Raw genomic sequence first — 26117 nt, forward strand, 5'->3', positions numbered from 1 at the left:
GGCAGTCACAAGACTTCGCTTTTTTTCCAGGCCAGATATCGCGCCACCAACTCGGCGCCCAGTTCCGAGGGTCGGGCATTGATGATCGGTACTCCGTGAGTCCTCAACTGCTCGTGGAGTCTTGCCGTGCCGTTCAAGTAATCCACCGTTGCACAATAGGCCAGCGCATCCGTCAGCGATTGAACCGGAGTCAGCCGCACGTCTTCGAGCCTTTCTTCGTACAGGCTGGCGATGAGTACGCGGTGTTGCTTGCCCAGTTGTGTCATGGCACTCAGCAGTTCTTCATTGCTCTCATCCCGCACATTCGTCACCAGCACCACCAGCGCCCGACGCTTTTGCCTTATCAGTAACTGATTCACCGCCGCCGTATAATCCGCAGAACGTCGTGTGCTATCCAGATCGTAAACACCGTTGAGCAACACCTTGAGCTGCCCCGCACCTTTGACCGGTGCAATAAACCGCGACTGCTCGCTGGCGAAGGTGTACAAGCCCACCGCATCCCCCTGCCGCAACGCCACATAACTCAACAGCAGACACGCATTCAACGCATGATCAAAATGCGACAGCTCCCCATCCTGACTGCGCATCTGTCGCCCGCAATCGAGCATGAAAACAATCTGTTGATCCCGTTCGTCTTCGTACTCCCGGGCAATCGGTGTGCGATGGCGGGCGGTGGCTTTCCAGTCGATCTGGCGCAGGCTGTCGCCTTCGCGAAATTCCCTGAGCTGATGGAATTCCATTCCCAGGCCACGACGCTGGCGCTGACGCACACCGAGCTGGCTGAGCCAGTTGTCGACCGCCAGCAACTGGCCGCCGTAGAGACGGGCGAAGTCGGGATAGACGCGGGTGTGGTCGGTGATGGTCAGCAGGCGTTTGCCGGACCACAGGCCTAAGGGGCTCGGCAGGTTGAGTTCGCAGGTTTCGAAGGTGTAGTGGCCGCGTTTGAGCGGGCGCAGGCGATAGCCGATCAGGCTGCGCTGGCCGGGTTGCAGCTCGGTGGAAAGCGGCAGGTTTTCGTGGCTGAGGCCATCGGGTACATGGTCGAAGAGTTGAATGGTCAGTGGCTGGGCGAAGTCGTGTTCGACGTCCAGCCGGATTTCGCTCCAGCGACCGAGGGCCAGGCTGCCGGGCATCTGTCGTTGCACGCGGGGCGAGGGCAGGCGCTTGAGACGCAGCGCGTCCAGCAGGCTCAGCGCAAACAGCGCCAGCAACAATCCCCAGTTGATCGAGAGCAGGCTGGCGGGTACGTCGAAGTTCAGCGCCTGCAACGTGCCCAGCACTATGCTGATGGTCAGCAGGATCGCCAGCCAGATCAACAACAGGCGCGAGGGTTTCACAGGCGCGGCGCCGGTACTTGGTCGAGCAGTTGCTGAAGGACTTGATCGATTTGCAGCCCTTCGATGTCCAGCTCCGGTGCAAGGCGTACGCGATGGCGCAACACCGCCAGTGCGCAGCCCTTGATGTCGTCCGGGATCACGAATTCGCCGCCGCGCAACAGGGCTCGGGCGCGGGCACAGCGCACCAGTGCAATGGAGGCGCGTGGCCCGGCGCCGAGGCTCAGCCCCGGCCAGGTGCGGGTGCTGCGCGCCAGACGCACGGCGTAATCGAGCACCTGATCGTCCAGCGGCAAATCGCTGGCGATGCGCTGCAGGGCTTGCACGTCCTTGGCCTGCAGCACGGTGCGCAGCGGTTGCACATCGAGCATGTCGGCGCGAGTCGAGCGGCTGACCTGCCGCACCATGTCCAGCTCCTGATCGGCGTCGGGGTAATCCACGCGCACCTTGAGCATGAAGCGATCGAGCTCGGCTTCCGGCAGGGGATAGGTGCCTTCCTGTTCGATCGGGTTCTGCGTGGCGAGCACCATGAATGGCTGGGCAATCGGCAAGGCCCGGCCTTCGAGGGTGACCTGACGTTCCTGCATCGCTTCGAGCAGGGCGGCTTGGGTCTTGGCCGGGGCGCGGTTGATCTCGTCGGCCAGCAACAGGTTGGTGAACAGCGGGCCCTTGCGCAGTTTGAACTGCTCGGTCTGCAGGTCGTAGACCGCGTGGCCGGTGACGTCGCTGGGCATCAGGTCCGGGGTGAACTGGATGCGCGCGAACTCGCCGCCGAAGCACTTCGCCAGGGCGCGTACCAACAAGGTTTTGCCGAGGCCGGGAACGCCTTCGAGCAGCACGTGGCCGCCGGCGATCAGCGCGGTCAGCACGTCGTCGATCACCGGGTTCTGGCCGATCAGCGCTTTTTGCAATTCGCCGCGCACGGCCTGGGCCAACTGGCTGGCGCGCTGGCGTTGCTGGGCCACGTGGCTGGGCGAGCCGGGTTCGATGTGTTCGGTCATAGCGTGTTCCTCAAGGCTTGCAGGTGGGCGACCTGACGGCAGAATTCGGCGCTGGACAGGCGCCGCTTCGATGCCGGGCTCAGGGCCTGGCTGATGGCACGGGTCGGTTGGCGGGTCAGGCGCGACAGCACCAGCCATTGTTCGGCGACATTCAGTTGGTCGAAACCGGGATGTCGATGACGGGCGCGGCGCAGAACGTCCTGCTGCAACGCTTGCAGCAAGGTCTGCTGGCCGTTGTGACGCAGGATGAAATCGCCACTGGCGCGCAGGTGTTCCATCAACTGTCGACGACCACTCGGAGACGGCGCCTGCACCGGGCCGTGACGCACGCCGACATGCCACAGCCACAGACCTATCAACGCCAGCAGGGCGACGATGGCTTGCGGGAAATAGCGCCAGAGCAGGGTCAGTAGATTGTCGTGTTCAGTGTTGTACAACAAGGTCACGGCCGTGTCGGCGCTGAGGTACCAGAGCAGCCAGGCATTGTCGTGTTGCGCAATGGCCGGGGTTTTCCACAGATCGGCATCGGTGACCACGGTGATCGTGCCGAGGCCGAAAGCCAGTTGCATCATGTGCGTGGCTTTCGCGCTGTTGGCCCAGGCCTGGGCGAGGTTTTTCGGGTCCTCGAGATGGAAGGCGGTGTCGAATCCGGCGTAGGCGGGTGCGTCCTCGTCTTCCAGATAGAGTTTAGTCAGATTCGGGAACGGGTCTTCGGCGTCATCCGGCGGCGGATCCTTGAGATCCTTGCTGAAGAGTTGATGCAGTTGCACGCGGTCGAGCAGCAGGTCGTTGCTCTGGCCGGTCTTTTCATCCCAGATCGACTCGGCGACAAACACCAGCCTTCCGCCGGCCCGGGCCCAGTTCAGAACCTGATCGACCTGGCGTGGAGTCATTTTCGAGCGGTCGTTGAACATCAGCAGCGTGTGCTGGCGCGGATCGATGTCGGGCAACACGGCAAGGCTTTCGGCATGACTGACGTCGATCCCGCGCTCGCGCAGAAACATCTCCGCTGCCAGATAAGGATTGGCTTGCGCAGCGGGGGACGGGCCGTGATCGACTTCGGCCTGGTACGGCGTGGCCTTGAGGTACAGATAAATGCCCAGCGCACCGAGCAGCGCGACGATCAACGCGCCGCCCAAAAGCCAGAGTGCGCGCCGGTTCAACGGGCAACTCCGTGGCCGAACAGGGACCGCCAGCCATCACACAATTCCTGTTGCAGATGCGCCGCCGGCACGCGGTGCCCGTAGGCCATGTTCTGCCAGTGACCGGTGAGGTGACGGCTATAAGTGAGCAGATCCGGGCGCTGCAACTGTTCGATCCGGGCCAGCACTTCGTTTTCGGTATCGGCGGGTTTCAAGGTCAGGTTGAAGTCGTGCAATAGATGACTGAGCAATGCCCGGTACAGCAGACCCAGTGCCGCGCGCGGCTCGGTTTGCCAGAGCTGTTCCGCGTGGCTGGCGATGTCATCGGGCAGGCTTTGCTTTTGCAGGTCCAGACCGAAGGCCTGTTGCGGCAAGGGTCTTTTGTTCGGTTCGGGCAAGCGCGGACGACGGCCGACGAAGGTTTGCAGAAGATCTCGATAACGCCAGACCAGCCAGCCGAGCCCGGCGATCACCGCGCCCCACAGCACGACTTCGATCGCCTTGGCCAGGCCGTCGAGGTGTCGACCGTCAAGCCACTTAAGCAGGGTTTTCAACCATTGTGGTGCCTCGCCTTCCTTGGGTTTTTCGGCAGCAGCGGGATCTTCGCCAAAGCGATAACGGGTAACGGTTTCCTTGTTCTTGAACGGCGGTTGTTCGAGCAAGGCCTTGATGCTGTCGCGTGATGCCTCGCTGGTCAGCGGCTGGTTCAACAGACGCGGTGCATCTGGAGCCGTGGCAGGTTCGGCAGCCCAGGCTGAGGGCAACCCCGGCAACAGCAGACACACCACCAGCAGTAAGCCGATTGCGCTGCTGTTCAAACGCTGGCGCAAGCGGCGGAATACCAGTTCGATGTCCCAGGCTTCGAGGACGGTGCGGCGGTTCAGATACAGGCTGAATCCGCAGGCGACATATACCGGCTCCCAGATCACCAGAATCAGCGCATAGAACGCGTTGGTCAGATGCTCCAGCCAGCGCCATTCGTAGTCGGCCGCGAAGATCAGGCTTTGCCAGTCCCAATCGGTTTCGACCTGTTGCGGCAGCAGCAGATAGAACAACACCATCAGCCCGATCCACAGCGCCGTTTCAAGATGCACGCCGATGATCGTCAGCCACTGCGCGGCGCCGGCATTGCGTTGCAACAACACCTGCAAACGCTGCTGGCGGGCCGTGCCGTCGAGGCCTTCGAGTTGCAGCACGGGCAGCAGGAAGCTGCGGCTCAGGCTGAAGCGGCGCCAGGTCAGGCTGGTGAGCAGTTGCGGCTTGAGCAGGCGCGGCCATTGGCGCAAGGCCTGTTTCAAAGTGGGCGTTTCGCCGAACAGCGCCTTGGACAGGATGTACAGCGGCAAGCGTTCGTAGGCCGGTTTCAGCCACCAGAAGATGAACACGGCGATTGACGGCGAATCCCACAACAACAGGCTGAGCACCGCGAACAGCGGCAGGGTGACGATCGCCCAACTGGTCATCAGCAGGCGCCGGTGCTGCTGGCTCATGAGCACGCCCAGATCCATGGCTTCCCAGGTGGTGCGCGGACGGATCGCCACGGTGGCGTCACTCAGGCGCATGACGGGTCCTTCCGGCGAACAGCAGATAGATCGCCACGCAAATCCAGAGCCCGGCGCCGACCAGGTATTTGGTCTGCGGCGTGACTCCGGTACGCGACGACCAGTAGGCTTCGATAAACGCGGCGATCAACAGAAACAGCATCACGCCGCAGATCAGCAGGATGCTCTGGAGCGCCGCAATCTGCAGGGCTTCGATTCGTGTCAGGCGTCCCGGCGCGATCAATGCCCAACCCAGTTTCAGTCCTGCCGCGCCGGCCAGAGCAATGGCGCTGAGTTCGAACGCACCGTGTCCGATCACGAACGACCAGAAGGTCTGGCCGAAGCCGATTTCACTGAGATGCCCGGCCACCGCGCCGATGATCAGCCCGTTGTAGAACAGGAAAAACGCACTGCCCACCCCCAGCAGCAAACCGCTGGCGAAGGTCTGAAAGGCGATGCCGATGTTGTGCATGATGTAGTAGCCGAACATCACCCAGTCTTCGCTCGCCGCGCGCTCGGCCGAACGCCCGAGATGGCCGGCGGCCGGGTCATACATGCTCTGCATCTCGCGCACCTGATCGGCGGGAATCAGGTTGTAGACCAGCTCCGGAAACAGGAAAACCAGGACACCGAAACCGATCAGGCTGCCGAAGAACAGCAGTGCGGCGACCAGCACGAAGCGCCATTCTGCGCGGACTAATCGTGGAAAACCGGCCAGGATGAAACCCAGCACGTTAGCGCCGAGCTGGCTGCGATGACGGTAAAGCTGTTGATGGCCGCGCAGTACTTGCTGTTGCAGGGAGTCGACGAGAAAGCTGCTGTAACCGCGTTCCTGTGCCAGGGCCAGATGCTGGCAGAGTCGCCGATAAGCCTTTGGAAATTCCGCAACCTGCGAAGTGTCCTTGCCGCGTTCAAGTCGTTCGAGGGCGAGGCTGAAACGCTCCCATTCGGCCTTGTGGCGGGATTCGAAAAGGCTTTGCTTCATGTCGGACCCAACAGGCCGCGAGCGATGCCGTTGAGTTCACCAACGGCTTTCGGTGCGCTGATGTGCAGTGGCTGAGCAAGCAATGCAGCGAGTTCGTTGACCCGCGCCGTCGACAGTTCGCCCTGGCGTTCGGCGAAGGCGAGCAGGGCGCGTTGTTCAGTCAGGGTCAGCGGGATCGGCGAGCGGCGGGGTTCGGCATCGGGCAACTGCGGGCGCTTGAGAGGGCGTTCGCTGTAGATCACCAGCGTGCCGGCCGCGATGTCGCCGAGGCGTTTGAAGGTCGGGTGTTGCAGGCAACTGATCGCACCGAGGAAATAGCCGAACGGCATCAGGTCGACAAAACGCAGCAGGTTGCGCAGCAGCGACGCCGACCAGCCGACCGGTGTGCCGTCGTCGTGCACTACTCGCAAGCCCATCCATTGCTTGCCCGGCGAACGGCCCTGACGCAGCACTTCGAACAGCACCATGTACCACCAGCTCACCACGAACAGCAGCAGTGAGCCCAGGCCGATACCGAGTTTGCCGAGCAGCGCCAGCACCATGAGCAGCAGGCCGAGGATCAGCCCGCGCAACCCCAGATCGATGGTGAACGCCACGGCGCGCACCATCAGGCCGGCGGGACGCAGCGGCAGGTCGATGCCTTCCGGCGTTTCGACCTGATGCCGTGTGTCCAGTGGCGGGGCCAGCGGTGCTTTCCTTGGCGGTGCTGTGGTCTCGAGCATGGGCTACCTGATGTTGCCGGATCGGGATGCAAGTGCGTCCGATGCTAGCAGTCTCTCGGGGGGAAACGACATAACTATGTCATACACATCTTTCAACCAAAGGTGACTGAATGATGCGGTGCTGGCCGCGACAGCAGTCGAACGCCTAGACTTTGCCGATCTTCAGTTCAGGAACCGCCCGTGACTTCCATTTTCTGGTACGACTACGAAACCACCGGCATCAATCCCCGATGCGACCGCCCGTTGCAGGTGGCCGGGATCCGCACCGACCACGAACTCAACGAAATCGACGCGCCGGTCAATCTCTACTGCCAGCCCAGCGAAGACATCCTGCCGCACCCGGCGGCGTGCGCAATCACCGGCATCACCCCGAGTCGCCTCGCCGAACAGGGCTTGAGCGAAGCCGACTTCATGACCCGGGTCCACGCCCAGCTCGCGGCTCCCGGTACCTGCGGCGCGGGTTACAACACCTTGCGCTTCGACGACGAGATGACCCGCTACAGCCTGTACCGCAACTTTTTCGATCCCTACGCCCGTGAATGGCAGGGCGGCAACAGTCGCTGGGATCTGATCGATGTGGTGCGCGCCGCCTACGCATTGCGCCCGGACGGGCTGGTCTGGCCGACCGACGACGAAGGCAAGGTGACGCTCAAGCTCGAACGTCTGACCGCCGCCAACAACATCGACCACGGCAATGCTCACGAAGCGTTGTCGGACGTACGCGCCACCATCGCCCTGGCCCGGTTGATCCGCGAGAAGCAGCCGAAGCTGTATGACTGGCTGTTCCAGCTGCGCAGCAAACAGAAGGTCATGGACCAGATTCGCCTGTTGCAGCCGATGGTGCACATTTCCGGACGCTTCTCCGCTGCGCGCAGTTATGTCGGCGTGGTGCTGCCGCTGGCCTGGCATCCGCGCAACAAGAACGCGCTGATCGTGTGTGATCTGCACCTGGATCCGCAGGGTCTGCTCGACCTGGATGCCGAAACATTGCGTCAGCGCCTGTATACCCGCCGTGACGATCTGGCCGAAGGCGAGTTGCCGGTGCCGCTCAAACTCATCCACATCAACAAGTGCCCGGTGGTGGCGCCGTTGGCGGTGCTGCGTGCTGAAGATCAACAGCGTCTGGGTCTGGACATGGCGTTGTATCAGGCGCGTGCATTGCGACTAAGTGACGCACAACAAGTTTGGAAAGATAAAGTCTCGGCGATTTATGCCAGCGAAGATTTCGCCTCGAGTGAAGATCCCGAACAACAGTTGTACGACGGATTTATCGGTGATCGCGATCGTCGTTTATGTGAGCAAGTGAGGGCGACCGATCCTGCTCAATTGGCGCGAGAGCAATGGCCGTTCGATGACGAACGTTTGCCCGAATTGTTGTTTCGATATCGAGCACGTAACTTTCCCGATACGTTGAATTTCGAAGAGCAAGAACGCTGGAAAATCTTTTGCCGGCAACGCTTGTCCGCGCCGGAGTGGGGCGCTCCTAATACCTTGCAATCTTTTGCCGAGGCCATGGAGCAATGGCTGCTTAGTGCTGCGCCGATGCAGGCCGAGGTGTTGGTTGAATGGCAGAACTATGTCCAGGCATTGCGCAAACGTTTGGATCTTTGAAATCGAACATGTCCGGCGCTTGAATGCCGGGCATAAAAAAACGCCAGCATTCGCTGGCGTTTTTTTGTGTCACAGAAGCGCTCTGCGACAAGGGTTGCGGCTTAGCCCAGCAGGGTAGCCCAGCCTTCAACCACGTCACCGCCCCACTTGGCTTTCCACTCTTTCAGAGTTTTGTGGTTGCCACCTTTGGTTTCGATGACTTCGCCGTTGTGCGGGTTTTTGTATTGTTTAACTTTGCGAGCACGCTTGGTGCCGGTAGTTTTGGCTGCGCCGCCACGTGGAGCCTTGGTTTTGGACTCTGGATCCAGCAGCGCGATGATGTCGCGCAGGGATTTGGAATATTCGCCCATCAGTGTGCGCAGTTTGCCTTCGAATTCCAGCTCGGCTTGCAGTTTGTCGTCTTGCGACAGGTTCTTCAAACGGGCTTGCAGCTCTTTGATAGCTTCTTCGGTGGCACGATATTCGTTGATCAAGGACATGATTACTACCTTATGTGGGAGTGCGCGATGGCAGGGGACAGTGCGGCAATAATAGTCAGGCTGTTTCATCAAGTAAACATTTAACCGGGGTTTTTATTTGAATTAGTTACGTTGAAAAGCCCTGAATTGAATGTTCAGTTAAATATTGTGATGGAGTCTTCACAGATATTCACACAGCTCCGTTCAAGCATGGCTATTGCAACGCCATCATTCTGGCGTTTACGCGCGTCAAAAAAGCTGCGACGGGCTGCCGTGAGGCTCCGAGGGTCATCAATACTGCAGTTTTCCCGCGCAGTCGCTAGAATGGCGGCCTTTGCGAAGTTCTGGAGTTTCCCCCTCATGCGCACTTTTCGGTTGGTGATTTCTTGCCCGGACCGCGTTGGCATCGTTGCCAAAGTCAGTAACTTTCTGGCGGCCCACAATGGCTGGATCACCGAAGCGAGCCACCACTCGGATAACCAGGTCGGCTGGTTCTTCATGCGTCACGAAATCCGTGCCGATTCCCTGCCTTTCGGTATCGAGGTGTTGCGCGAGAAGTTTGCACCGATCGCCGAAGAGTTCTCGATGGACTGGCGCATCACCGACACCGAGCAGAAAAAACGCGTGGTGCTGATGGCCAGCCGCGAATCCCACTGCCTGGCTGATCTGCTGCACCGCTGGCACAGCGACGAGCTGGATTGCGAGATCTCCTGCGTGATTTCCAACCACGACGACCTGCGCAGCATGGTCGAGTGGCATGGCATTCCTTATTACCACGTGCCGGTCAATCCGCAGGACAAGCAACCGGCCTTCGACGAAGTGTCGCGTCTGGTCAAGCAGCACGATGCCGAAGTGGTGGTGCTGGCGCGCTACATGCAGATCCTGCCGCCGGACATGTGCCGCGAATACGCGCACAAGGTGATCAACATTCACCACAGCTTCCTGCCGTCGTTCGTCGGTGCCAAGCCGTACCACCAGGCTTCGATGCGCGGCGTGAAGCTGATCGGTGCGACCTGCCACTACGTGACCGAAGAGCTGGACGCCGGCCCGATCATCGAGCAGGACGTGGTCCGCGTCAGCCACAGCGACAGTATCGAAGACATGGTGCGTTTCGGCCGTGACGTCGAGAAGATGGTGCTGGCCCGTGGCCTGCGCTATCACCTGGAAGACCGCGTGCTGGTGCACGGCAACAAGACCGTGGTGTTCTGATTCAGGTTCGCTCCCACGCAGAGCGTGGGAGCGATCCATGGACCGTGAGGAATGACCGATGAGCGATCCACTGGACAAAGCCACTTCCAAGGCACCCGCCACCTTGGGCGAAGGCTGCTTGAGCCGCTATGACCCGGATGACCTGAGCCCGGAGGACGGCACGGAGTTTCCCGGTGCTGCCGAACTGTGGGAACAACTCAAGGACGAAGAGGATGACCTCAAGAAGCCTGTCTGACGCTCAGCAGTTTTTTCAGCAATGGCCGGCCCAGCATCAATAGAAACACCGGGCCACCGACCAGAAGATAGAAGTAATACGTCACCACCCGCCAGATCAGGATCGCCGCCGCCGCGGTCGATTTGCCGACCATTGGCGCCAGCAGCGCCGCCGAGGTCAATTCCGCTGCACCGGCACCGCCCGGCAACAGGCTGAATTGCCCCGCCCCCAGCGAAAGCATCTGGATCAGAAACGTCCAGGCCCACTGCACATCCGCCCCCAGACCGCGCAACGCCAGATACAGCACGCTGTAACGCAGCGACCAATGCACGCAGGTCAGGACGAACACCTTGATCAATGTCGCCCAGGGCAACTTCAGCGCATCGGTGAAAGCTGCCAGAAAGTGCAGTAACTGCCGCGCCCAGCGCCGTCGAGTTCGCGGTTCGATGTTCATCCCGGCCAGCAGTCGTCCGCTCAAGCGGATCAAACGGCGGTGATAGCGCGCAACCAATATGCAGCTCAGCAAGCCCCCGGACAATGACACGGCGCTGACAATCAGCAGCCATTCCATACGATCACTCAGATGCTGGAACAGCGCGTAGATCAGAATTCCGCTCAGGGCGCAGAGAAAAAACAGCAGATCGCTCAACTGATCCATCGCAAACACGGCGCTGCCCCGGGCCGGGCGCACGCCGCTGCGCGCCAGCAGCGCCATGATCGTCAACGGCCCTCCGCTGCCGCCGGGCGTGGCGCACCAGGCGAATTCGGCCGCCATCACCACTCCGAGGCTTTTCACGGGCGTGACCCGGTCACGCTGATCGCCGAGCAGCAGCCGCAGGCGCAAGGTGTTGATGCCCCAGCACAGCAGCACCATGGCGAACATGATCAACAGCCAATTCAGCGGAAAAGCCTGCAAGCGCTCCCAAGTCTCGCCGCCGCCGAGCAGGACGGGCACCGCCACGGCCACCAACAGGCCGATCAGCAACAGAATGCCGCGACTCAAGCGGCACGCTCGGCTTGAGTGTGCTGGCGTGTCAGCCAGTCGATTTTGGTCATGGGCACGCGTCCGTCCGCCAGCAGTCGTTCAAGGGTGCGCCACCAGTAATCCCGGGAAAAGCGGTGACGCATGTCCACCGGGTGCAAGCCTAGACGAATCACCGGCGCCTGACGCCAGCGCTGCTCACGCTGTTCGCTGACGATCTTCGACACCCCGCGACGCCAGGCACTGCGCGCGCTCCACACCAGTCCGGGGGCCTCGACCGCCGCGAAATCCGGCAAGTGATAAAGATGCTGCGGATCGCTGGTGTAGCGTAGCGGCAATTCGCGCAGTGCCTCGCGCGTGCCTGCGCTCATCAACCAGGCGGGGGCGACGAAACCGTGCAGCGGCCAGCCGTGGCGCCGAAACAGATCGATCCCGGGACGCAGGCGGGCGAGGGCGGCTTCCTGGGACAACTGATAGAACTCGCCTTCATGGGTGTAGACCCGCCGCATGAACCAGTCGCGAGCGGTGCGCGGGCCGGGCTCGGTGTCCTCATGAAAGTGGCCGTGCAGGGCCAGTTCATCGCCGCGGGCGACGCGCTCGTCGAGCATGCGACAGAACTCCGGGTGGGCCTCAAGGGCATCGTGGCGATGGAAGTCCGGGACCACCAGCCACGTCATCGGGACGTTGCCCAACCGGTCAACGGCTTCGACAAACTCTCGATAATCGGCCCACGTGGAGGGTGCCACGTCATGCAGCACCAGCATTACCGCCGGGCGCTCGTGTGATTCAGCCATTGGCCACCCGAGGAACCGAATCGCCGAGTACCGCGTGGTAATGGCTCAGCAGGCTGTCGACCACCGTGTCCCAGGCGTAATGCCGTTCGACATGTTGGCGTGCCTGTCGACCGATTACGTCAGTCCCGCGACTGAACAGTTCGCGCACGGCATTGGCCATGGCTTGCGAATTGTTCGGCGCGCAGAGCAGCCCGCAACATTCGCTGACGATTTCCTCGAACGCCCCGGCTGCCACCGCCACCACCGGAATGCCACAAGCCATGGCCTCCAGGATCACCAGACCGAAGGTTTCCTGATCGCCTGCATGGATCAGCGCGTCGGCACTGGCCATCAACCGCGCGACCTGTACGGCAGGGCAGAACCGGTCGATCACGCTGACATTGTCCGGGACGGACGCCGGCATCGACGAGCCGACCAGCAACAAGTGATAACGCGGGCCCAGACGTTTCATGCAGTCGAGCAGCACCGGCAGGTTTTTCTCCTTGGAACCGCGACCGGCAAAGATCAGCAGGCGCGTGTCCTCGGCGATCCCCAGTTCGGTGCGTACCCCGTCGTCGCGGGCATCCGGATGGAAGGTTTGCAGGTCAACGCCCAACGGCTGCACATATACGTTGCGCACCCCCAGTCTGCTGAGCTTGTCGGCCATGACCTGGCTGGGTGCCAGCACCCGGTCGAAATTGCCGTACAACTTGCGCACATACGCATCGACATTCGGCGTGACCCAATGGCCCATGCGGTTACCCACCAGCAGTGGCAGGTCCGAGTGGTAGAAACCGATCACCGGCACATCCAGTTGTCGCCGTGCATCGAGCGCGGCCCAGGCGGTGAGGTACGGGTCGCCGACTTCGATCAGATCGGGTTGCAGATCCTGCAAAACGTTTCGCCAAGGAGCCAGGCGCAGGGGAAAACGATAGCCCTTGCCGAAGGGCAGGGCAGGGGCGGGAACCGTATAAACGCCGTCAGACTCACCAAAATCCGCCCCGGGGATCAGCAGGCTGTGGCGGATGCCGGGCTTGACCCCCAGCCGACGGTGCTTGGCATCCAGATAGGTGCGCACGCCGCCGCTGGCCGGGGCGTAGAACATGGTGATGTCAGCGATATGCACGGTGAACGTCCCTCCGCAGTGATCTCCCTTGGTTGACCTTTATCAAGAATAGATGTTCGGTCGGGGTTTCGCGGTGGGGGGCGGCAGGGGGATTTGTGCTGGGGTTGAGGGCGTCAGGCCCTCACCCTAACCCTCTCCCAGGGGGAGAGGGGACTGACCGAGGTGTTTGGTCGTGATACATCGACCTGAAAGTTTCGCGCCGAGCTCAGGACCTGAAAACCCTGAAGATCTGCTCCCTTTCCCCCTCGCCCCCTTGGGGGTGAGGGGGTAGGCTTTTGATCTTGATCTTAGATCCGGAAACTACCCACCAACTGCTTCAGTCTCGAAGCCTGCTGCTCCAGATCCGAACAGGCACGCAACGTCGCCTGCAAGTTCTCGACGCCTTCCTGGTTCAGCGTGTTGATCTCGGTGATATCCACGTTGATCGACTCGACCACCGCCGTCTGCTCTTCCGTCGCGGTCGCCACCGACTGGTTCATGCCGTCGATTTCACCAATGCGCTGGGTCACGCTGTTCAGGCGCTCGCCGGCGAGGTTGGCGATGTCCACGCTGTCCTGGCTGTGGCGCTGGCTGTCGCTCATGGTGCTGACGGATTCGCGGGCGCCGACTTGCAGTTCCTCGATCATGGTCTGTACCTGTTGCGCCGATTCCTGGGTGCGGTGGGCGAGGTTGCGCACTTCGTCCGCCACCACCGCAAATCCGCGCCCGGCTTCCCCGGCACGCGCTGCCTCGATGGCCGCGTTGAGCGCCAGCAGGTTGGTCTGCTGGGAAATGCTGGTGATCACTTCCAGAATCTGGCCGATGTTCACGGTCTTGCTGTTCAGCGATTCGATATTGCTGCTGGAGGCGCTGAGCATGCTCGACAGTTGGTTCATCGCCTTGATGCTGCGCTCCACCACTTGCTGACCGTCTTCGGCCAGGCCACGGGCGTCGCTGGCCTGGGTCGAGGCCTGGGCGGCGTTGCGGGCGATTTCCTGGGCGGCGGCGCCGAGCTGGTTGATCGCCGCCGCCACGCTGTTGGTACGCGAGGCTTGCTGGTCGGAGTTGTACATCGACGAGTTCGAGGCGGCGACTACCCGCAAAGCGACTTCGTTGACCTGGCCGGTGGCCGACGACACTTCGCGAATCGAGCCGTGAATACGCTCGACGAAACGGTTGAACGCGGTACCAAGCACGCCGAATTCGTCCTGGTTCTGGATGGTCAGGCGCTTGGTCAGGTCGCCTTCGCCGTCGGCGATGTCTTCCATGGCGCGAGTCATGACATGCAGCGGCTGGATCAGGATGCGGATCAGCATGCCGAGCAGGGCAATGATGATCGCCACTGCAATCACGGTCGCGATCACGGCCGAGGTGCGGAATTCGCTGAGCATCGAGAAGGCTTTGTCTTTGTCCACCGACAGGCCGATGTACCAGTTCACCGACGGCAGGCCTTTGATCGGGGTGAAGTTGACGATGCGGGTCTGGCCGTCGACGGTGACTTCAGTGAAGTCACTGCTGATGCGCGGGGTGTCCTGCGGATAGGCTTCCTTCAGGGACTTCATCACCAGGGCCTTGTCCGGGTGCACCAGGATCTTGCCGTCGGCGCTGACCAGGAACGCGTAGCCCATGCCGGAAAAATCTCGGGCGCTGAGGGTGTCGATCAGGGTTTGCAGGCTCAGGTCGCCGCCCACCACGCCCACGCTCTGGCCGGCCTTTTTCGCGGCGGTGGCGATGGAAATGATGGTCTGGCCGGTGGCCGCGTCGATGTACGGTTCGGTCAGGGTCGAAGAACTGCTGCTTTCGGCACCCTTATACCAAGGGCGAACCCGTGGATCGAAACCGTCCGGCATCTTCGCATCCGGGCGGATGGTGAAGTGCCCGGTGGCATCGCCCAGGTAGGACGCCATGAAGGTCGACGTCAGGGCTTTCTGTTCCAGCAGGCTGGCGACGGCGGCAGGCTCGGGATTGATGGCGATGTTCTGCGCCGCGTTCTCGATCAGCAGGATGCGCCCGCTGAGCCAGGTCTGGATGTTGTCGGCGGTGACCTCGCCCATCTCGTTGAGGTAATTGTCCAGGTCCTCGCGGATCGCATTGCGTTGCAACCAGTCGTTGTACAGCGTGAACGAGGCGAAGGCGGCGATGACGATGAGGGCGGCGGCAAGCAAAATTTTATGGCTGAAACGCAGATTTTTGTTCATGGCTTGGGGTTCCGCTAAGGTCTTATTATTCAGGGCGTGCTTCTATAGATGCTCGCTAGGTGGGCTTGATGGGTACAAGCAGGTATTTCCGCTTCTCCTTAGGGAAATCTCCGATGCGGATGTCAGTCGCATCTGTCACCTTTAGCTATCGGCCATGCTCGACAAAGATTAACCATTGGGTGACCAAATGCCTGACTCCTTGCAACTCGTAATCGGCGCCGACCTCGCCGGGCAACCGATCGCCCAGGCCATGCGCCTGGCCAACCGTCACGGGCTGGTGGCCGGGGCCACCGGTACCGGCAAGACCGTCACCTTGCAGCGCCTGGCCGAGGCGTTCAGTGACGCCGGCGTCGCGGTGTTCGCCGCCGACGTCAAGGGCGACCTGTGCGGCCTCGGTGCTGCCGGCAATCCCCAGGGCAAGATTGCCGAGCGCATCGCCGGCATGCCGTGGCTCAATCACAAGCCTCAGGCGTATCCCGTGACCTTGTGGGACATTCACGGTCAGTCCGGTCATCCGTTGCGCACCACGCTGAGCGAAATGGGCCCGCTGCTGATCGGCGCCCTGCTGGAGCTGACCGACAGCCAGCAATCGGCGTTGTACGCCGCTTTCAAGGTGGCGGATCGCGAAGGCCTGTTGCTGCTGGATCTCAAAGACCTGAAAGCGCTGCTCAATCACCTCAAGGACAATCCGCAGCTGTTGGGCGAAGACGCGGCGCTGTTCACCACCGGCTCCAGCCAGGCGCTGTTGCGGCGTCTGGCGACGCTGGAGCAGCAGGGTGCCGAGGCGTTGTTCGGCGAGCCGGCGCTGCAACTGGAGGACATTCTGCAGCCGACCGCCGATGGTCGCGGACGCATTCATCTGCTCGACGCCAGTCGTCTGGTACATGAGGCGCCGAAGGTCTACGCGACCTTCCTGTTGTGGCTGCTGGCCGAGCTGTTCGAGCAACTGCCTGAACGCGGCGATGCCGACAAACCGTTGCTGGCGCTGTTTTTCGATGAGGCGCATTTGTTGTTCGGTGACACGCCCAAGGCGTTGCAGGAACGCTTGGAGCAAGTGGTGCGGCTGATCCGTTCCAAAGGTGTGGGCGTGTATTTCGTCACTCAGTCGCCGGGCGATCTGCCGGACGACGTGCTGGCGCAACTGGGGCTGCGGATCCAGCACGGCCTGCGCGCGTTCACCGCCAAGGAGCAGAAATCCCTGCGGGCGGTAGCGGATGGCTTCCGGCCGAATCCGGCGTTCGATGCATTGTCGGTACTCACCGAGCTCGGGATTGGCGAGGCACTGGTTGGCACGCTGCAAGAGAAGGGCACACCGGAAATGGTTCAGCGAGTGCTGGTGGCGCCGCCGCAATCACGAATCGGGCCGTTGACCGAGACCGAACGCACGATGCTGATTGCCGGTTCGCCGTTCAAGGGCCGTTATGACAAGCCGATCGATCGCGAGTCGGCCTATGAAATCCTGATGGGTCGCAAAGGACTGGCGCCGGAGGCGGAAGCGGCACCGGGCAAACCGGCCGCTGAAGAGCCGAGCCTGGCGGACAAGGCTGGAGAATTCCTCGGGACGGCGGCGGGGCAGGCGCTCAAGTCGGCGATGCGTCAGGCGGCGAATTCGCTGGGTAAACAGTTGGTGCGTGGTCTGATGGGGTCATTGCTCGGGGGCAGCAAACGCCGCTGATCAACCAAGGCTCAGGATTTGGGTTTGGCGTGGGCGGCCAGTCGTTCCAGTGCCGCTCGCAGATTCGGATCGCTGATCCCGTCGGCGGTGGCCTGGATGGTCGCCGCCGCATCCGTCGACAGGTCGATCGTCGGCCCGTTCGCCTCGCGCTGGAGGGTCGGTGGGCGCACGGCGAACCTGATCCGCGTCAGATTGGCGAACTCATCGAACATCTGCAGTTGCCGTTGCAGGCGTTTCTGCTGATAGCGCAGACGTGTGGCCCAATGGCCGTCGGTGACGATCAGCAGCAGCTCGCCTTCACGCCACTTGGCCACGTGGCAGTGCGCGCGGGCGGCAGGTTGCAGCTGGCTTTCGAGCAGACGTTGCAGATGGGCCAGACGCTGGGCATGACCGAGGATGGCTTTCAACGGCCTGGCTTCGCGTAGCAGAACGGCGGGCGCTCTGGCTGTGAGAGGGCGAAATGCCATGATCTAGAACCTGAAGTGACAGAGGCGCCATGGTAGCAGATGGCACCCATTTCACTCGCCCATTGCTTTTGTCCCTGCTTTGCCCATTAAATCAACGACTAACTTCTTCCCTGTACGGCTTGAAGTTGAGCAAAACGCCCCTATTTTAAGTGAGCCCCGTCAAAGCGCAGTGCCAGCATCGTGGAATATCCCCACTTTCCTCACCACCGTTTCCGGGTAGAATGCTCGTTCGCATGCGGCCATGAGGGCTGCACGGGCGACTCACGGGGCCGCCCTCCATCCCTTTAGTGTGGAAGATCCTGCCGATATGTTTGCGCCTTTGTTAAAGAAACTTTTTGGAAGCAAGAACGAGCGTGAAGTCAAACGCATGCTCAAGACGGTGCAGCTCGTCAATGCCTTCGAAGAGAAGATGGTCGCCCTCTCGGACGATCAACTGCGCGCCAAGACCGCAGAGTTCAAGGACCGCATTGCCAAGGGGGAGACCCTCGACAAGCTGTTGCCGGAAGCCTTTGCGGTCGCCCGCGAAGCCGGCAAGCGTGTCATGGGCATGCGCCACTTCGACGTCCAACTGATCGGCGGCATGACCCTGCACGAAGGCAAGATTGCCGAAATGCGCACCGGTGAAGGCAAGACCCTGGTGGGTACCCTGGGCGTTTACCTCAACGCGCTGTCCGGCAAGGGCGTGCACGTTGTGACCGTGAACGATTATCTGGCCCGCCGCGACGCCAACTGGATGCGTCCGCTGTATGAATTCCTCGGTCTGAGCGTCGGTATCGTGACGCCGTTCCAGCCGCCGGAAGAGAAGCGCGCCGCCTACGCTGCCGACATCACCTACGGCACCAACAACGAATTCGGGTTCGACTACCTGCGCGACAACATGGCGTTCAGCATGGAAGAGAAATTCCAGCGCGAACTCAACTTTGCCGTGATCGACGAAGTCGACTCCATCCTCATCGACGAAGCGCGTACTCCGCTGATCATTTCCGGTCAGGCCGAGGACAGCTCCAAGCTGTACATCGAGATCAACAAGCTGATCCCGAAACTCAAGCTGCACGTCGAAGAAGTCGAAGGCGAAGTCACCCAGGAAGGCCACTACACCGTTGACGAGAAGACCCGTCAGGTCGAACTCAACGAAGCCGGTCACCAGTTCATCGAAGACCAACTGACCAGCATTGGTCTGCTGGCCGAGGGCGAGAGCCTGTATTCGGCGCACAACCTGAGCCTGCTGACTCACGTCTATGCCGGTCTGCGTGCGCACAAGCTGTTCCATCGCAACGTCGAATACATCGTGCAGGACGGTCAGGTCGTGCTGGTCGACGAACATACCGGTCGTACCATGCCCGGTCGTCGTCTGTCCGAAGGCCTGCACCAGGCCATCGAGGCCAAGGAAAACCTGAACATCCAGGCCGAGAGCCAGACCCTGGCATCGACCACATTCCAGAACTACTTCCGCCTCTACGAAAAGCTGTCCGGCATGACCGGTACCGCCGACACCGAAGCGTTCGAATTCCATCAGATCTATGGCCTGCAGGTCATCGTGATCCCGACCAACAAGCCGTTGGCCCGTAAGGACTACAACGACCTGGTGTTCCTGACCGCCGAAGAGAAATACGCGGCGATCGTCAATGACATCAAGGAAAGCATGGCCGCCGGCCGTCCGGTGCTGGTGGGTACTGCGACTATCGAAACCTCCGAGCACATGTCCGCATTGCTCGAGAAGGAAGGCATCGAACACAAGGTTCTGAACGCCAAGTTCCACGAAAAAGAAGCTGAAATCATCGCGCAGGCCGGTCGTCCGGGCGCACTGACCATCGCTACCAACATGGCCGGTCGTGGTACCGACATCCTGTTGGGCGGCAACTGGGAAGTTGAAGTCGCGTCGCTGGAAAACCCGACCCCTGAACAGATCGCCCAGATCAAGGCCGACTGGCAGAAGCGTCACCAGCAAGTGCTGGAGTCCGGCGGTCTGCAGGTGATCGCGTCCGAGCGTCACGAATCCCGTCGTATCGACAACCAGCTGCGTGGCCGTGCCGGCCGTCAGGGCGACGCCGGTTCCAGTCGCTTCTACCTGTCGCTGGAAGACAGCCTGATGCGCATCTTCGCCTCCGACCGGGTGAAGAACTTCATGAAAGCCCTGGGCATGCAGCCTGGCGAAGCCATCGAACACCGCATGGTGACCAACGCCATCGAGAAAGCGCAGCGCAAGGTTGAAGGCCGCAACTTCGACATTCGCAAGCAGCTGCTCGAGTTCGACGACGTCAACAACGAACAGCGTAAAGTGATCTATCACATGCGTAACACGTTGCTGGCTGCGGACAACATCGGCGAAACCATCGCTGACTTCCGCCAGGACGTGCTGAACGCCACCGTCAGCGCGCACATTCCACCACAATCGCTGCCAGAGCAGTGGGACGTGGCCGGTCTGGAAGCGTCGATCGCCAGCGACTTCGGCGTGAAGCTGCCGATCCAGCAATGGCTCGACGAAGACGATCACCTGTACGAAGAAACCCTGCGCGAAAAGCTGATGAACGAGCTGATCGCCGCGTACAACGAAAAAGAAGACCAGGCTGGCGCCGAGGCCCTGCGCTCGTTCGAGAAGCAGATCGTGCTGCGCGTTCTGGACGACCTGTGGAAAGACCACCTGTCGACCATGGATCACCTGCGTCACGGCATCCACCTGCGTGGTTATGCGCAGAAAAACCCGAAACAGGAATACAAGCGCGAGTCCTTCACGCTGTTCTCCGAGCTGCTGGATTCGATCAAGCGCGACTCGATCCGTGTGCTGTCGCACGTTCAGGTTCGCCGCGAAGATCCGGCCGAGGAAGAGCAACGCCTGCGTCAGGAAGCCGAAGCACTGGCCGCCCGCATGCAGTTCGAACATGCTGAAGCGCCAGGTCTGGATCAACCGGAAGCACTGGTCGGTGAAGAGGTCGACGTGGCCCTTGCCACCGCCCCGGTGCGCAACGAGCAGAAGCTGGGCCGCAACGAACTGTGCTACTGCGGTTCGGGCAAGAAATTCAAGCACTGCCACGGGCAGATCCAGTAAAACCCGTTTCAATCGCTGAAATACCCGCGCCGCGACCGGCACCAGCCGTCGCGGCGTTTTGCCATTTACACCACCGTCACTACGCTTGGCGGTGCTGACATCATTGAGTAAGGAGCGCATTCATGGCTGTTGGTCTTGGTCCTTTGCCAACGTTGCACCCGGTTGCCGGTTTTGAACTCGGTATCGCTTCGGCCGGCATCAAGCGCCCGGGGCGCAAGGATGTCGTCGTGATGCGTTGCGCCGAAGGTTCCACCGTGGCGGGCGTGTTTACGTTGAACGCTTTCTGTGCAGCGCCGGTGATCCTGGCCAAGAAACGCGTGCAGAACGCTGTGCGCTACCTGTTGACCAACACCGGCAATGCCAACGCCGGCACCGGCGAACCGGGCCTGGCTGCCGCCGAGCGCACCACCGCCAAACTGGCTGAACTGACCGGCGTGGATGCCAGCCAGATCCTGCCGTATTCCACTGGCGTGATCGGCGAGCCGCTGCCGGTCGAGAAGATCGAAGGCGCCCTGCAGGCCGCGCTGGACGACCTGTCGGAAAACAACTGGGAAGCCGCCGCCACCGGGATCATGACCACCGACACGCTGCCGAAAGGCGCCAGCCGCCAGTTCCAGCATGACGGCGTGACCATCACCGTCACCGGCATCAGCAAGGGCGCGGGCATGATCCGTCCGAACATGGCGACCATGCTCGGTTACATCGCCACCGACGCCAAAGTCTCCCGCGACGTGCTGCACAACCTGATCCTGGACGGCGCCAACAAGTCGTTCAACCGCATCACCATCGACGGCGACACCTCGACCAACGATTGCTGCATGCTGATCGCCACCGGCAAGGCTGCGCTGCCGGAAATCACCCGTGCCGAAGGCGAGCTGTTCACCAAGCTGAAACAAGCCGTGTTCGAGGTGTGCATGGACGTGGCCCAGGCCATCGTGCGTGACGGCGAAGGCGCGACCAAGTTCGTGACCGTTGAAGTCAACGGCGGCGGCAATCACCAGGAATGCCTGGACGTCGGCTACACCGTGGCCCACTCGCCGCTGATCAAGACGGCACTGTTTGCGTCCGACCCGAACTGGGGCCGAATCCTCGCTGCCGTTGGTCGTGCCGGCGTGCCGGGTCTGGACGTGAGCAAGATCGACGTATTCCTCGGCGAAGTGTGCATCGCCCGCCGTGGCGCCCGCGCCGCGACCTACACCGAAGCCCAGGGCTCGGCGGTGATGCAACAGGAAGAAATCACCATCCGTATCGAACTGGGTCGCGGCGATTGCAGCGAAACCATCTGGACCACCGACCTGTCCCACGAGTACGTGAAGATCAACGCCGAATACCGCACCTGATCCCTGCCGAAGAAGGAGGTCTGCGGACCTCCTTTTCTTCTGTCCCATGAAAGGACCCGAACATGAGCCTTCACCTGATCATCGGCGACAAACTGCTTTCCTCCTGGTCCCTGCGCGCGGCGCTGGCGCTTGAACTGACCGGCGCGCCCTACACCGAAGAACTGGTCAAACTCGGCAAGCCCGACACCCGCGAGCGGTTGCTTACCCATTCGCCGACCGCCAAGGTGCCGCTGCTGAAAACCGCCCGCGGCACCATTGCCGATTCGCTGGCGATTGCCGAATACCTGGCCGAACAGTTTCCTTCCGAGCAACTCTGGCCGACCGATATCTTCGCCCGAGCCCAGGCGCGATCCGCCTGCGCGCAGATGCACAGCGGCTTTTTCGCCATGCGCAATCACATGCCGTTCAATCTGAGCCATGACGCGCCGCTCAACCCGGTGCCGCCGGAAGTGAAGGTCGACATCGAACGCATGCTCGCGCTGTGGGCCGAATGCCGTGCTGCCGCGACCGAGCCTGGCCCTTACCTGTTTGGTCGGGTGTCGCTGGCCGATGCATTCTTCGCCCCGATTGCCGTGCGTCTGCGCACCTATCAGGTGAAGCTGCCGGCCGACGATCAAGCCTATGTTGAAACCGTCTACCAATGGCCAGCCTTCAAGGCCTGGCAAAAGGCCGGACTGGAGGAATTGCAGTCGTGAAACGTGTACACGTCGCCGCCGCCGTCATTCGTGACGACAGCGGCAAGATTCTGATCGCCCGGCGTGCCGATACCCAGCATCAGGGCGGCCTCTGGGAATTTCCCGGTGGCAAGGTCGAAGCCGACGAGTCGGTGCAAACCGCGCTGGCTCGGGAGCTGCACGAAGAGTTGGGCATCGTCGTCGGTGCCGCCCGGCCGCTGATCAAGGTGCGTCATGATTACCCGGACAAGCAGGTGTTGCTGGATGTCTGGGAGGTCTCGAGCTTCACTGGCGAACCCCATGGCGCCGAAGGCCAGCCATTGGCCTGGGTTTCGGCCAAGGAGCTGACGGATTACGAATTCCCGGCAGCCAACCAGCCGATCGTCGCGGCGGCGCGTTTGCCTGCCGAATACCTGATCACCCCGGAAGATCTGGAAACCCCGGCCTTGCTGCGCGGCATCCAGAAGGCAATCGCCGGTGGCATCAAGCTGATCCAGCTGCGCGCGCCCAATGGTTATGACCCGAAGTACCGCGACCTCGCGGTAGACGCGGTCGGCCTGTGCGCCGGCAAGGCGCAGTTGATGATCAAGGGCCCGTTCGAATGGCTGGGCGATTTCCCGGCCGCTGGCTGGCACATCACCTCGGCGCAGTTGCGCAAGTACGCGGCAGCGGGGCGTCCGCTGCCGGCAGATCGCTGGTTGGCGGCTTCCTGCCATAACGCTGAAGAACTGGCACTGGCCGAGCAGATGGGCGTGGATTTCGTCACCCTGTCGCCGGTGCAGCCGACCCTGACTCACCCGGATGCGCAGCCGTTGGGCTGGGAGCAGGCATCGACGCTGATCGAAGGTTTCAGCAAGCCGGTATTTCTGCTGGGCGGAGTCGGTCCGGCTGAACGCGAAAAAGCATGGGATGCCGGAGCTCAGGGTGTGGCGGGGATTCGGGCGTTCTGGCCTGAGGCTCTATAAGAGGCTCAGGCCTCATCGCTGGCTTGCCAGCGATGACTGACTTAGAGGCGCTACACCTCTGTGGGTTTCGCCGCCGGTTGCCACAGAATCTCGGCAATACCCTGGCGCCGGGCGATCAGCCTGGCCGCCACAAACAACAGATCCGACAAGCGATTGATGTACGCCAGACCAACTCCGGCCAACGGTTCGATCGCATTCAAATGCTGGCAACGCCGTTCGGCACTGCGCGCCAGGCTGCGACAGACATGGGCCTGGGCAATCAGCATCGAACCGCCCGGCAGAATGAAATTCTCCAGCGGCCCCAATTCCTCGTTCCATACATCAATGGCGGCTTCCAGCCGTTCGATTTCCGCCGTGTTCAGCGCCTGATATTCCGGCATCGCCAGTTCACCGCCTAAGTCGAACAACCGATGCTGGCAGGGCGCCAACACGTCGATCAGTTCATTCAGTCCGGGGCAGGTTTCGCGCTCGGCGATCAACCCGGCCAGTAGCACACCGACCTGACTGTTCAGCGTATCGACCTCGCCAATGGCCTCGATGCGCGGGTGATCCTTGGGCACCCGGCGGCCGTCGCCGAGTCCGGTTTCGCCCTTGTCGCCGGTGCGGGTGTAGATCTTCGACAAGCGAAAGCCCATGGTTTACCTCGGTAGTTGATTGGTTTCGGCGGCGATGGGCGCCGGTTGCGCCAGCGGCAGACGCAGGGTGAAGCAGGTGCCTTGCCCCGGCGCCGACTGTACTTCCATCTGGCCTTTGTGGTTGTTGGTGATGATGAAGTACGACACCGACAGCCCGAGGCCCGTGCCCTGGCCGATTTCCTTGGTGGTGAAGAACGGCTCGAAGGTGCGCTTGCGTACGTTCTCGCTCATGCCGATGCCGTTGTCCTCGACCTGAATCTCGGCCCATGGCGGATTGAGCCGGGTGCGCAGGGTGATTCGCCCTGGCTCGCTGTCATCTTCGCGCTGGTGGATCGCCTGCGCGGCGTTTTTCAGCAGGTTCAGCAGCACCTGTTCGAGTTCGTTGGCAGTGCCGGGCACCGGGCCCAGCGCCGGGTCGAACTGGCGAATGATCGCCTGCCCCTTGAAGTCGAAGCCGATGGCCAGGTCGAAGTCGTTGCCGGCGATCTCCACGGCTTGATCGATCAGGGCCGGCAAGTCGCACGGCGCCATCTGGCGGTTGCTGCGACGGCTGAAACTGAGCATGTGCGTGACAATTTTCGCCGCCCGGGCACCGGCCTGCTGGATGCCGTCGAGCAGTTGCGGGACTTCCCGACCTTGCAGGTAACGGTTCACGGTATCGAGTTCGATGCCCAGTTGCTCGGCCTGCTCGAGGTTCTTCGGCAGGTCTGGCGACAGGCGTCGGCGGATGTTCTGCACGTTGTGCAGGATCGCCCCCAGCGGGTTGTTGATCTCGTGGGCCATGCCGGCGGCGAGGCCACCGACCGACAGCATTTTCTCCGACTGCACCATCATTTCCTCCAGCGACAGGCGCTGAGTGATGTCGTCGATCCGGATTACCACGCCGCGCCCGGCGCCGCCCATCAGCGGGTAAAAGGTGAGGGCATAGTGCTTGGGCTCGTCGTCCTTGAACCACGTCACCCGTTCGATTTTCGCCACCGTGTGTTGCTCTACGGTCTGCTTGAGTTGCGGCAGGAACGGCTTGAGCGGCTCGAAGGCGAGGAAGATTGGCTGGTTCAGCGCTTCGTCCAGTCGTGTGCCGGAAAGCGCGCTGGCCTCCTGGTTCCATTGGGTGACATAGAGCTGTTCGTCGAGGGCGATCAGCGCCGAGGGCATGGAGTCGATGATGCTGTTGAGGTAGTTCTGGAACCCGGTGAGTTTTTTCTCGATCTTGCTGCGCACCTGGACTTCCAGTTCCAGCTTGCGGTTGGTGTGGCGGGTTTCTTCAGCCAGACCCTGGGCCTGATCGTAGGCCGCCTGGGAGTCGTCGCGGGCGCGCTTGAGTTGCTGCTCCCGGGCCTCGATGCGCGAGAGCATGGTGTTGAACGCTTCCGCCAGACTGCCGATTTCGTCATGGTTACCCCGGGAGGCGCGCAAGGCGTAGTTCTCTTCGCGGGTGACCTGGCGGGACAGTTCTTCGAGCTGATGGATCGGCCGGGTGATCAGGCGCTTGATCTGCCGGGCGATGACCAGCCACAGCAGCACACTGAAAATCAGGATCCCCAGACTGGCCGTGAGGGTGCCGGTGTAGAACGCCACCGGCAGCTCGCTGCTGGCCACCAGTAACAGATGGCCTGGCGCAGTGCCGGGGCGGGGCAGGGTGATGAGTTGGTTGCTGCGAAACTCGGTCAGTTGCCAGGCTTCGATGTGCCGGTAGCGTTCCGGCAGGTTGAGTTTGTCGCCATGCTGCAACTGCGCCAGACGTTCGCCTTTGCCGTCGTACAGAGCCGCGGCGCGCAGCGGGGAATAGCTGTCGAGTTCCTTGAGCAGACGTTCGGCGCTTTGTGGCGACTGTAAGGCGTCGGCCACCAGGCTCGGGTTCGACACCAGCCGGCCGATGGTCTGCAACGCCTGGGGCGCCATGCTTTCCTGGGAAATGTAATAGGCGGCGCTGATAAAGGTCAGGTTGGCGACCAGCAACACAGTGGTCAACAGCACCAGCAGGGCGGCCAGCAGTTTCTGGCCGACCGGCAGGTTTTCAAGACGCTGGCGCAATGGCAT

22 protein-coding genes and 1 pseudogene are annotated in these 26117 nt (G+C 61.6%); 8 read left to right on the forward strand and 15 right to left on the reverse strand.

Annotated features, from left to right (window positions below):
• Positions 1 to 5: 5 nt before the first annotated feature.
• Genes BMZ46_RS01580 through BMZ46_RS01605 form a run of 6 tightly spaced genes read right to left on the reverse strand, consistent with a single transcriptional unit; the run spans position 6 to position 6725 of the window.
• Entirely contained in the window at positions 6 to 1337 is a 1332-nt protein-coding gene (locus BMZ46_RS01580; RefSeq protein ID WP_074688380.1) for a DUF58 domain-containing protein, read from the reverse strand.
• Positions 1334 to 2335 carry an AAA family ATPase gene (locus BMZ46_RS01585; RefSeq protein WP_074688378.1) on the reverse strand — a complete coding sequence of 334 codons (1002 nt, stop codon included), beginning with the start codon at positions 2333 to 2335 and terminating at the stop codon, positions 1334 to 1336. Before BMZ46_RS01585 ends, BMZ46_RS01580 begins: the two co-directional genes overlap by 4 nt.
• A complete protein-coding gene (locus BMZ46_RS01590; protein ID WP_074688376.1) occupies positions 2332 to 3498 on the reverse strand; it encodes a DUF4350 domain-containing protein in 1167 nt (388 codons plus the stop codon). The genes BMZ46_RS01585 and BMZ46_RS01590 overlap by 4 nt, the downstream gene beginning before the upstream one ends.
• Positions 3495 to 5039: a DUF4129 domain-containing protein gene (locus BMZ46_RS01595; protein WP_074688374.1), complete on the reverse strand. Its 1545-nt coding sequence runs from the start codon at positions 5037 to 5039 to the stop codon at positions 3495 to 3497. The genes BMZ46_RS01590 and BMZ46_RS01595 overlap by 4 nt, the downstream gene beginning before the upstream one ends.
• The gene (locus tag BMZ46_RS01600; RefSeq protein WP_074688528.1) at positions 5026 to 6003 is read right to left on the reverse strand and encodes a stage II sporulation protein M; all 978 of its coding nucleotides are present in this window, start codon (positions 6001 to 6003) and stop codon (positions 5026 to 5028) included. Before BMZ46_RS01600 ends, BMZ46_RS01595 begins: the two co-directional genes overlap by 14 nt.
• On the reverse strand, positions 6000 to 6725 hold the full coding sequence (locus BMZ46_RS01605; RefSeq protein ID WP_074688372.1) for an RDD family protein: 726 nt from the start codon (positions 6723 to 6725) through the stop codon (positions 6000 to 6002). Before BMZ46_RS01605 ends, BMZ46_RS01600 begins: the two co-directional genes overlap by 4 nt.
• A 180-nt stretch (positions 6726 to 6905) precedes the next feature.
• Between BMZ46_RS01605 and sbcB the strand changes: the two genes are divergently transcribed.
• The gene (gene sbcB / locus BMZ46_RS01610; RefSeq protein ID WP_074688370.1) at positions 6906 to 8336 is read left to right on the forward strand and encodes an exodeoxyribonuclease I; all 1431 of its coding nucleotides are present in this window, start codon (positions 6906 to 6908) and stop codon (positions 8334 to 8336) included.
• Positions 8337 to 8437: 101 nt separating this feature from the next.
• Here sbcB and mvaT read toward each other — a convergent pair whose 3' ends face one another.
• Positions 8438 to 8815, reverse strand: a complete 378-nt coding sequence (gene mvaT, locus BMZ46_RS01615) for a histone-like nucleoid-structuring protein MvaT (protein WP_007951234.1) — start codon at positions 8813 to 8815, stop codon at positions 8438 to 8440.
• Between the two features lie 339 nt (positions 8816 to 9154).
• On the opposite strand from mvaT, the gene purU reads away from it, so the two are divergent.
• Both purU and BMZ46_RS29290 read left to right on the forward strand, forming a co-directional pair.
• Entirely contained in the window at positions 9155 to 10003 is an 849-nt protein-coding gene (gene purU, locus BMZ46_RS01625; protein ID WP_011335666.1) for a formyltetrahydrofolate deformylase, read from the forward strand.
• A 58-nt stretch (positions 10004 to 10061) separates the two neighbouring features.
• Positions 10062 to 10238, forward strand: a complete 177-nt coding sequence (locus BMZ46_RS29290; protein ID WP_007951232.1) for a hypothetical protein — start codon at positions 10062 to 10064, stop codon at positions 10236 to 10238.
• On the opposite strand, the gene BMZ46_RS01630 is transcribed toward BMZ46_RS29290, so the two are convergent.
• The 5 genes and pseudogenes from BMZ46_RS01630 to BMZ46_RS29705 form a co-directional block, all read right to left on the reverse strand.
• Positions 10222 to 11220, reverse strand: a complete 999-nt coding sequence (locus BMZ46_RS01630; protein WP_074688366.1) for a glucosaminyl phosphatidylglycerol flippase — start codon at positions 11218 to 11220, stop codon at positions 10222 to 10224. The two genes, BMZ46_RS29290 and BMZ46_RS01630, sit on opposite strands and share 17 nt — an antisense overlap.
• Positions 11217 to 11993 carry an N-acetylglucosaminyl phosphatidylglycerol deacetylase gene (locus BMZ46_RS01635; protein WP_074688364.1) on the reverse strand — a complete coding sequence of 259 codons (777 nt, stop codon included), beginning with the start codon at positions 11991 to 11993 and terminating at the stop codon, positions 11217 to 11219. The genes BMZ46_RS01630 and BMZ46_RS01635 overlap by 4 nt, the downstream gene beginning before the upstream one ends.
• On the reverse strand, positions 11986 to 13098 hold the full coding sequence (locus BMZ46_RS01640; protein ID WP_074688361.1) for an N-acetylglucosaminyl phosphatidylglycerol synthase: 1113 nt from the start codon (positions 13096 to 13098) through the stop codon (positions 11986 to 11988). Before BMZ46_RS01640 ends, BMZ46_RS01635 begins: the two co-directional genes overlap by 8 nt.
• Before the next feature lie 287 nt (positions 13099 to 13385).
• Entirely contained in the window at positions 13386 to 14150 is a 765-nt protein-coding gene (locus tag BMZ46_RS29700) for a methyl-accepting chemotaxis protein (protein ID WP_371855245.1), read from the reverse strand.
• Between the two features lie 93 nt (positions 14151 to 14243).
• Positions 14244 to 15275, reverse strand: a pseudogene (locus BMZ46_RS29705) (cache domain-containing protein); the annotation flags it as partial.
• A gap of 187 nt (positions 15276 to 15462) precedes the next feature.
• On the opposite strand from BMZ46_RS29705, the gene BMZ46_RS01650 reads away from it, so the two are divergent.
• Positions 15463 to 16950 (forward strand): helicase HerA-like domain-containing protein, encoded by a 1488-nt coding sequence (locus BMZ46_RS01650; protein ID WP_039766209.1) that lies wholly within the window; start codon positions 15463 to 15465, stop codon positions 16948 to 16950.
• An 11-nt stretch (positions 16951 to 16961) separates the two neighbouring features.
• On the opposite strand, the gene BMZ46_RS01655 is transcribed toward BMZ46_RS01650, so the two are convergent.
• The gene (locus tag BMZ46_RS01655; RefSeq protein WP_074688359.1) at positions 16962 to 17417 is read right to left on the reverse strand and encodes a DUF721 domain-containing protein; all 456 of its coding nucleotides are present in this window, start codon (positions 17415 to 17417) and stop codon (positions 16962 to 16964) included.
• Positions 17418 to 17724: 307 nt separating this feature from the next.
• Between BMZ46_RS01655 and secA the strand changes: the two genes are divergently transcribed.
• From secA to BMZ46_RS01675, 4 genes are all read left to right on the forward strand, one after another.
• Positions 17725 to 20463 (forward strand): preprotein translocase subunit SecA, encoded by a 2739-nt coding sequence (gene secA, locus BMZ46_RS01660; protein WP_039765979.1) that lies wholly within the window; start codon positions 17725 to 17727, stop codon positions 20461 to 20463.
• A 122-nt stretch (positions 20464 to 20585) separates the two neighbouring features.
• Positions 20586 to 21803, forward strand: a complete 1218-nt coding sequence (gene argJ, locus BMZ46_RS01665) for a bifunctional glutamate N-acetyltransferase/amino-acid acetyltransferase ArgJ (RefSeq protein WP_074688357.1) — start codon at positions 20586 to 20588, stop codon at positions 21801 to 21803.
• A gap of 62 nt (positions 21804 to 21865) precedes the next feature.
• A complete protein-coding gene (locus BMZ46_RS01670) occupies positions 21866 to 22498 on the forward strand; it encodes a glutathione S-transferase family protein (protein ID WP_039765983.1) in 633 nt (210 codons plus the stop codon).
• Complete coding sequence (locus tag BMZ46_RS01675) at positions 22495 to 23442, forward strand: Nudix family hydrolase (RefSeq protein ID WP_074688355.1); 948 nt, start codon at positions 22495 to 22497, stop codon at positions 23440 to 23442. The genes BMZ46_RS01670 and BMZ46_RS01675 overlap by 4 nt, the downstream gene beginning before the upstream one ends.
• Positions 23443 to 23492: 50 nt before the next feature.
• On the opposite strand, the gene BMZ46_RS01680 is transcribed toward BMZ46_RS01675, so the two are convergent.
• Together BMZ46_RS01680 and BMZ46_RS01685 are read right to left on the reverse strand one after the other, a co-directional pair.
• Positions 23493 to 24077 (reverse strand): cob(I)yrinic acid a,c-diamide adenosyltransferase, encoded by a 585-nt coding sequence (locus tag BMZ46_RS01680; protein ID WP_039765988.1) that lies wholly within the window; start codon positions 24075 to 24077, stop codon positions 23493 to 23495.
• Between the two features lie 3 nt (positions 24078 to 24080).
• The gene (locus tag BMZ46_RS01685; RefSeq protein ID WP_039765991.1) at positions 24081 to 26117 is read right to left on the reverse strand and encodes a sensor histidine kinase; all 2037 of its coding nucleotides are present in this window, start codon (positions 26115 to 26117) and stop codon (positions 24081 to 24083) included.

It is taken from the genome of Pseudomonas sp. NFIX49, from assembly GCF_900115915.1.
Taxonomy (GTDB): domain Bacteria; phylum Pseudomonadota; class Gammaproteobacteria; order Pseudomonadales; family Pseudomonadaceae; genus Aquipseudomonas; species Aquipseudomonas pharyngis.

Excerpts from the sequence above, each read along its gene's own strand:
- BMZ46_RS01585 (WP_074688378.1), bottom strand. The coding sequence starts at position 2,335 with ATGACCGAACACATCGAACCCGGCTCGCCCAGCCACGTGGCCCAGCAA.
- BMZ46_RS01595 (WP_074688374.1), bottom strand. The coding sequence starts at position 5,039 with ATGCGCCTGAGTGACGCCACCGTGGCGATCCGTCCGCGCACCACCTGG.
- BMZ46_RS01600 (WP_074688528.1), bottom strand. The coding sequence starts at position 6,003 with ATGAAGCAAAGCCTTTTCGAATCCCGCCACAAGGCCGAATGGGAGCGT.
- BMZ46_RS01605 (WP_074688372.1), bottom strand. The coding sequence starts at position 6,725 with ATGCTCGAGACCACAGCACCGCCAAGGAAAGCACCGCTGGCCCCGCCA.
- mvaT (WP_007951234.1), bottom strand. The coding sequence starts at position 8,815 with ATGTCCTTGATCAACGAATATCGTGCCACCGAAGAAGCTATCAAAGAG.
- purU (WP_011335666.1), top strand. The coding sequence starts at position 9,155 with ATGCGCACTTTTCGGTTGGTGATTTCTTGCCCGGACCGCGTTGGCATC.
- BMZ46_RS29290 (WP_007951232.1), top strand. The coding sequence starts at position 10,062 with ATGAGCGATCCACTGGACAAAGCCACTTCCAAGGCACCCGCCACCTTG.
- BMZ46_RS01635 (WP_074688364.1), bottom strand. The coding sequence starts at position 11,993 with ATGGCTGAATCACACGAGCGCCCGGCGGTAATGCTGGTGCTGCATGAC.
- BMZ46_RS29700 (WP_371855245.1), bottom strand. The coding sequence starts at position 14,150 with ATGTACAACTCCGACCAGCAAGCCTCGCGTACCAACAGCGTGGCGGCG.
- BMZ46_RS01650 (WP_039766209.1), top strand. The coding sequence starts at position 15,463 with ATGCCTGACTCCTTGCAACTCGTAATCGGCGCCGACCTCGCCGGGCAA.
- BMZ46_RS01655 (WP_074688359.1), bottom strand. The coding sequence starts at position 17,417 with ATGGCATTTCGCCCTCTCACAGCCAGAGCGCCCGCCGTTCTGCTACGC.
- secA (WP_039765979.1), top strand. The coding sequence starts at position 17,725 with ATGTTTGCGCCTTTGTTAAAGAAACTTTTTGGAAGCAAGAACGAGCGT.
- argJ (WP_074688357.1), top strand. The coding sequence starts at position 20,586 with ATGGCTGTTGGTCTTGGTCCTTTGCCAACGTTGCACCCGGTTGCCGGT.
- BMZ46_RS01670 (WP_039765983.1), top strand. The coding sequence starts at position 21,866 with ATGAGCCTTCACCTGATCATCGGCGACAAACTGCTTTCCTCCTGGTCC.
- BMZ46_RS01680 (WP_039765988.1), bottom strand. The coding sequence starts at position 24,077 with ATGGGCTTTCGCTTGTCGAAGATCTACACCCGCACCGGCGACAAGGGC.
- BMZ46_RS01685 (WP_039765991.1), bottom strand. The coding sequence starts at position 26,117 with ATGCCATTGCGCCAGCGTCTTGAAAACCTGCCGGTCGGCCAGAAACTG.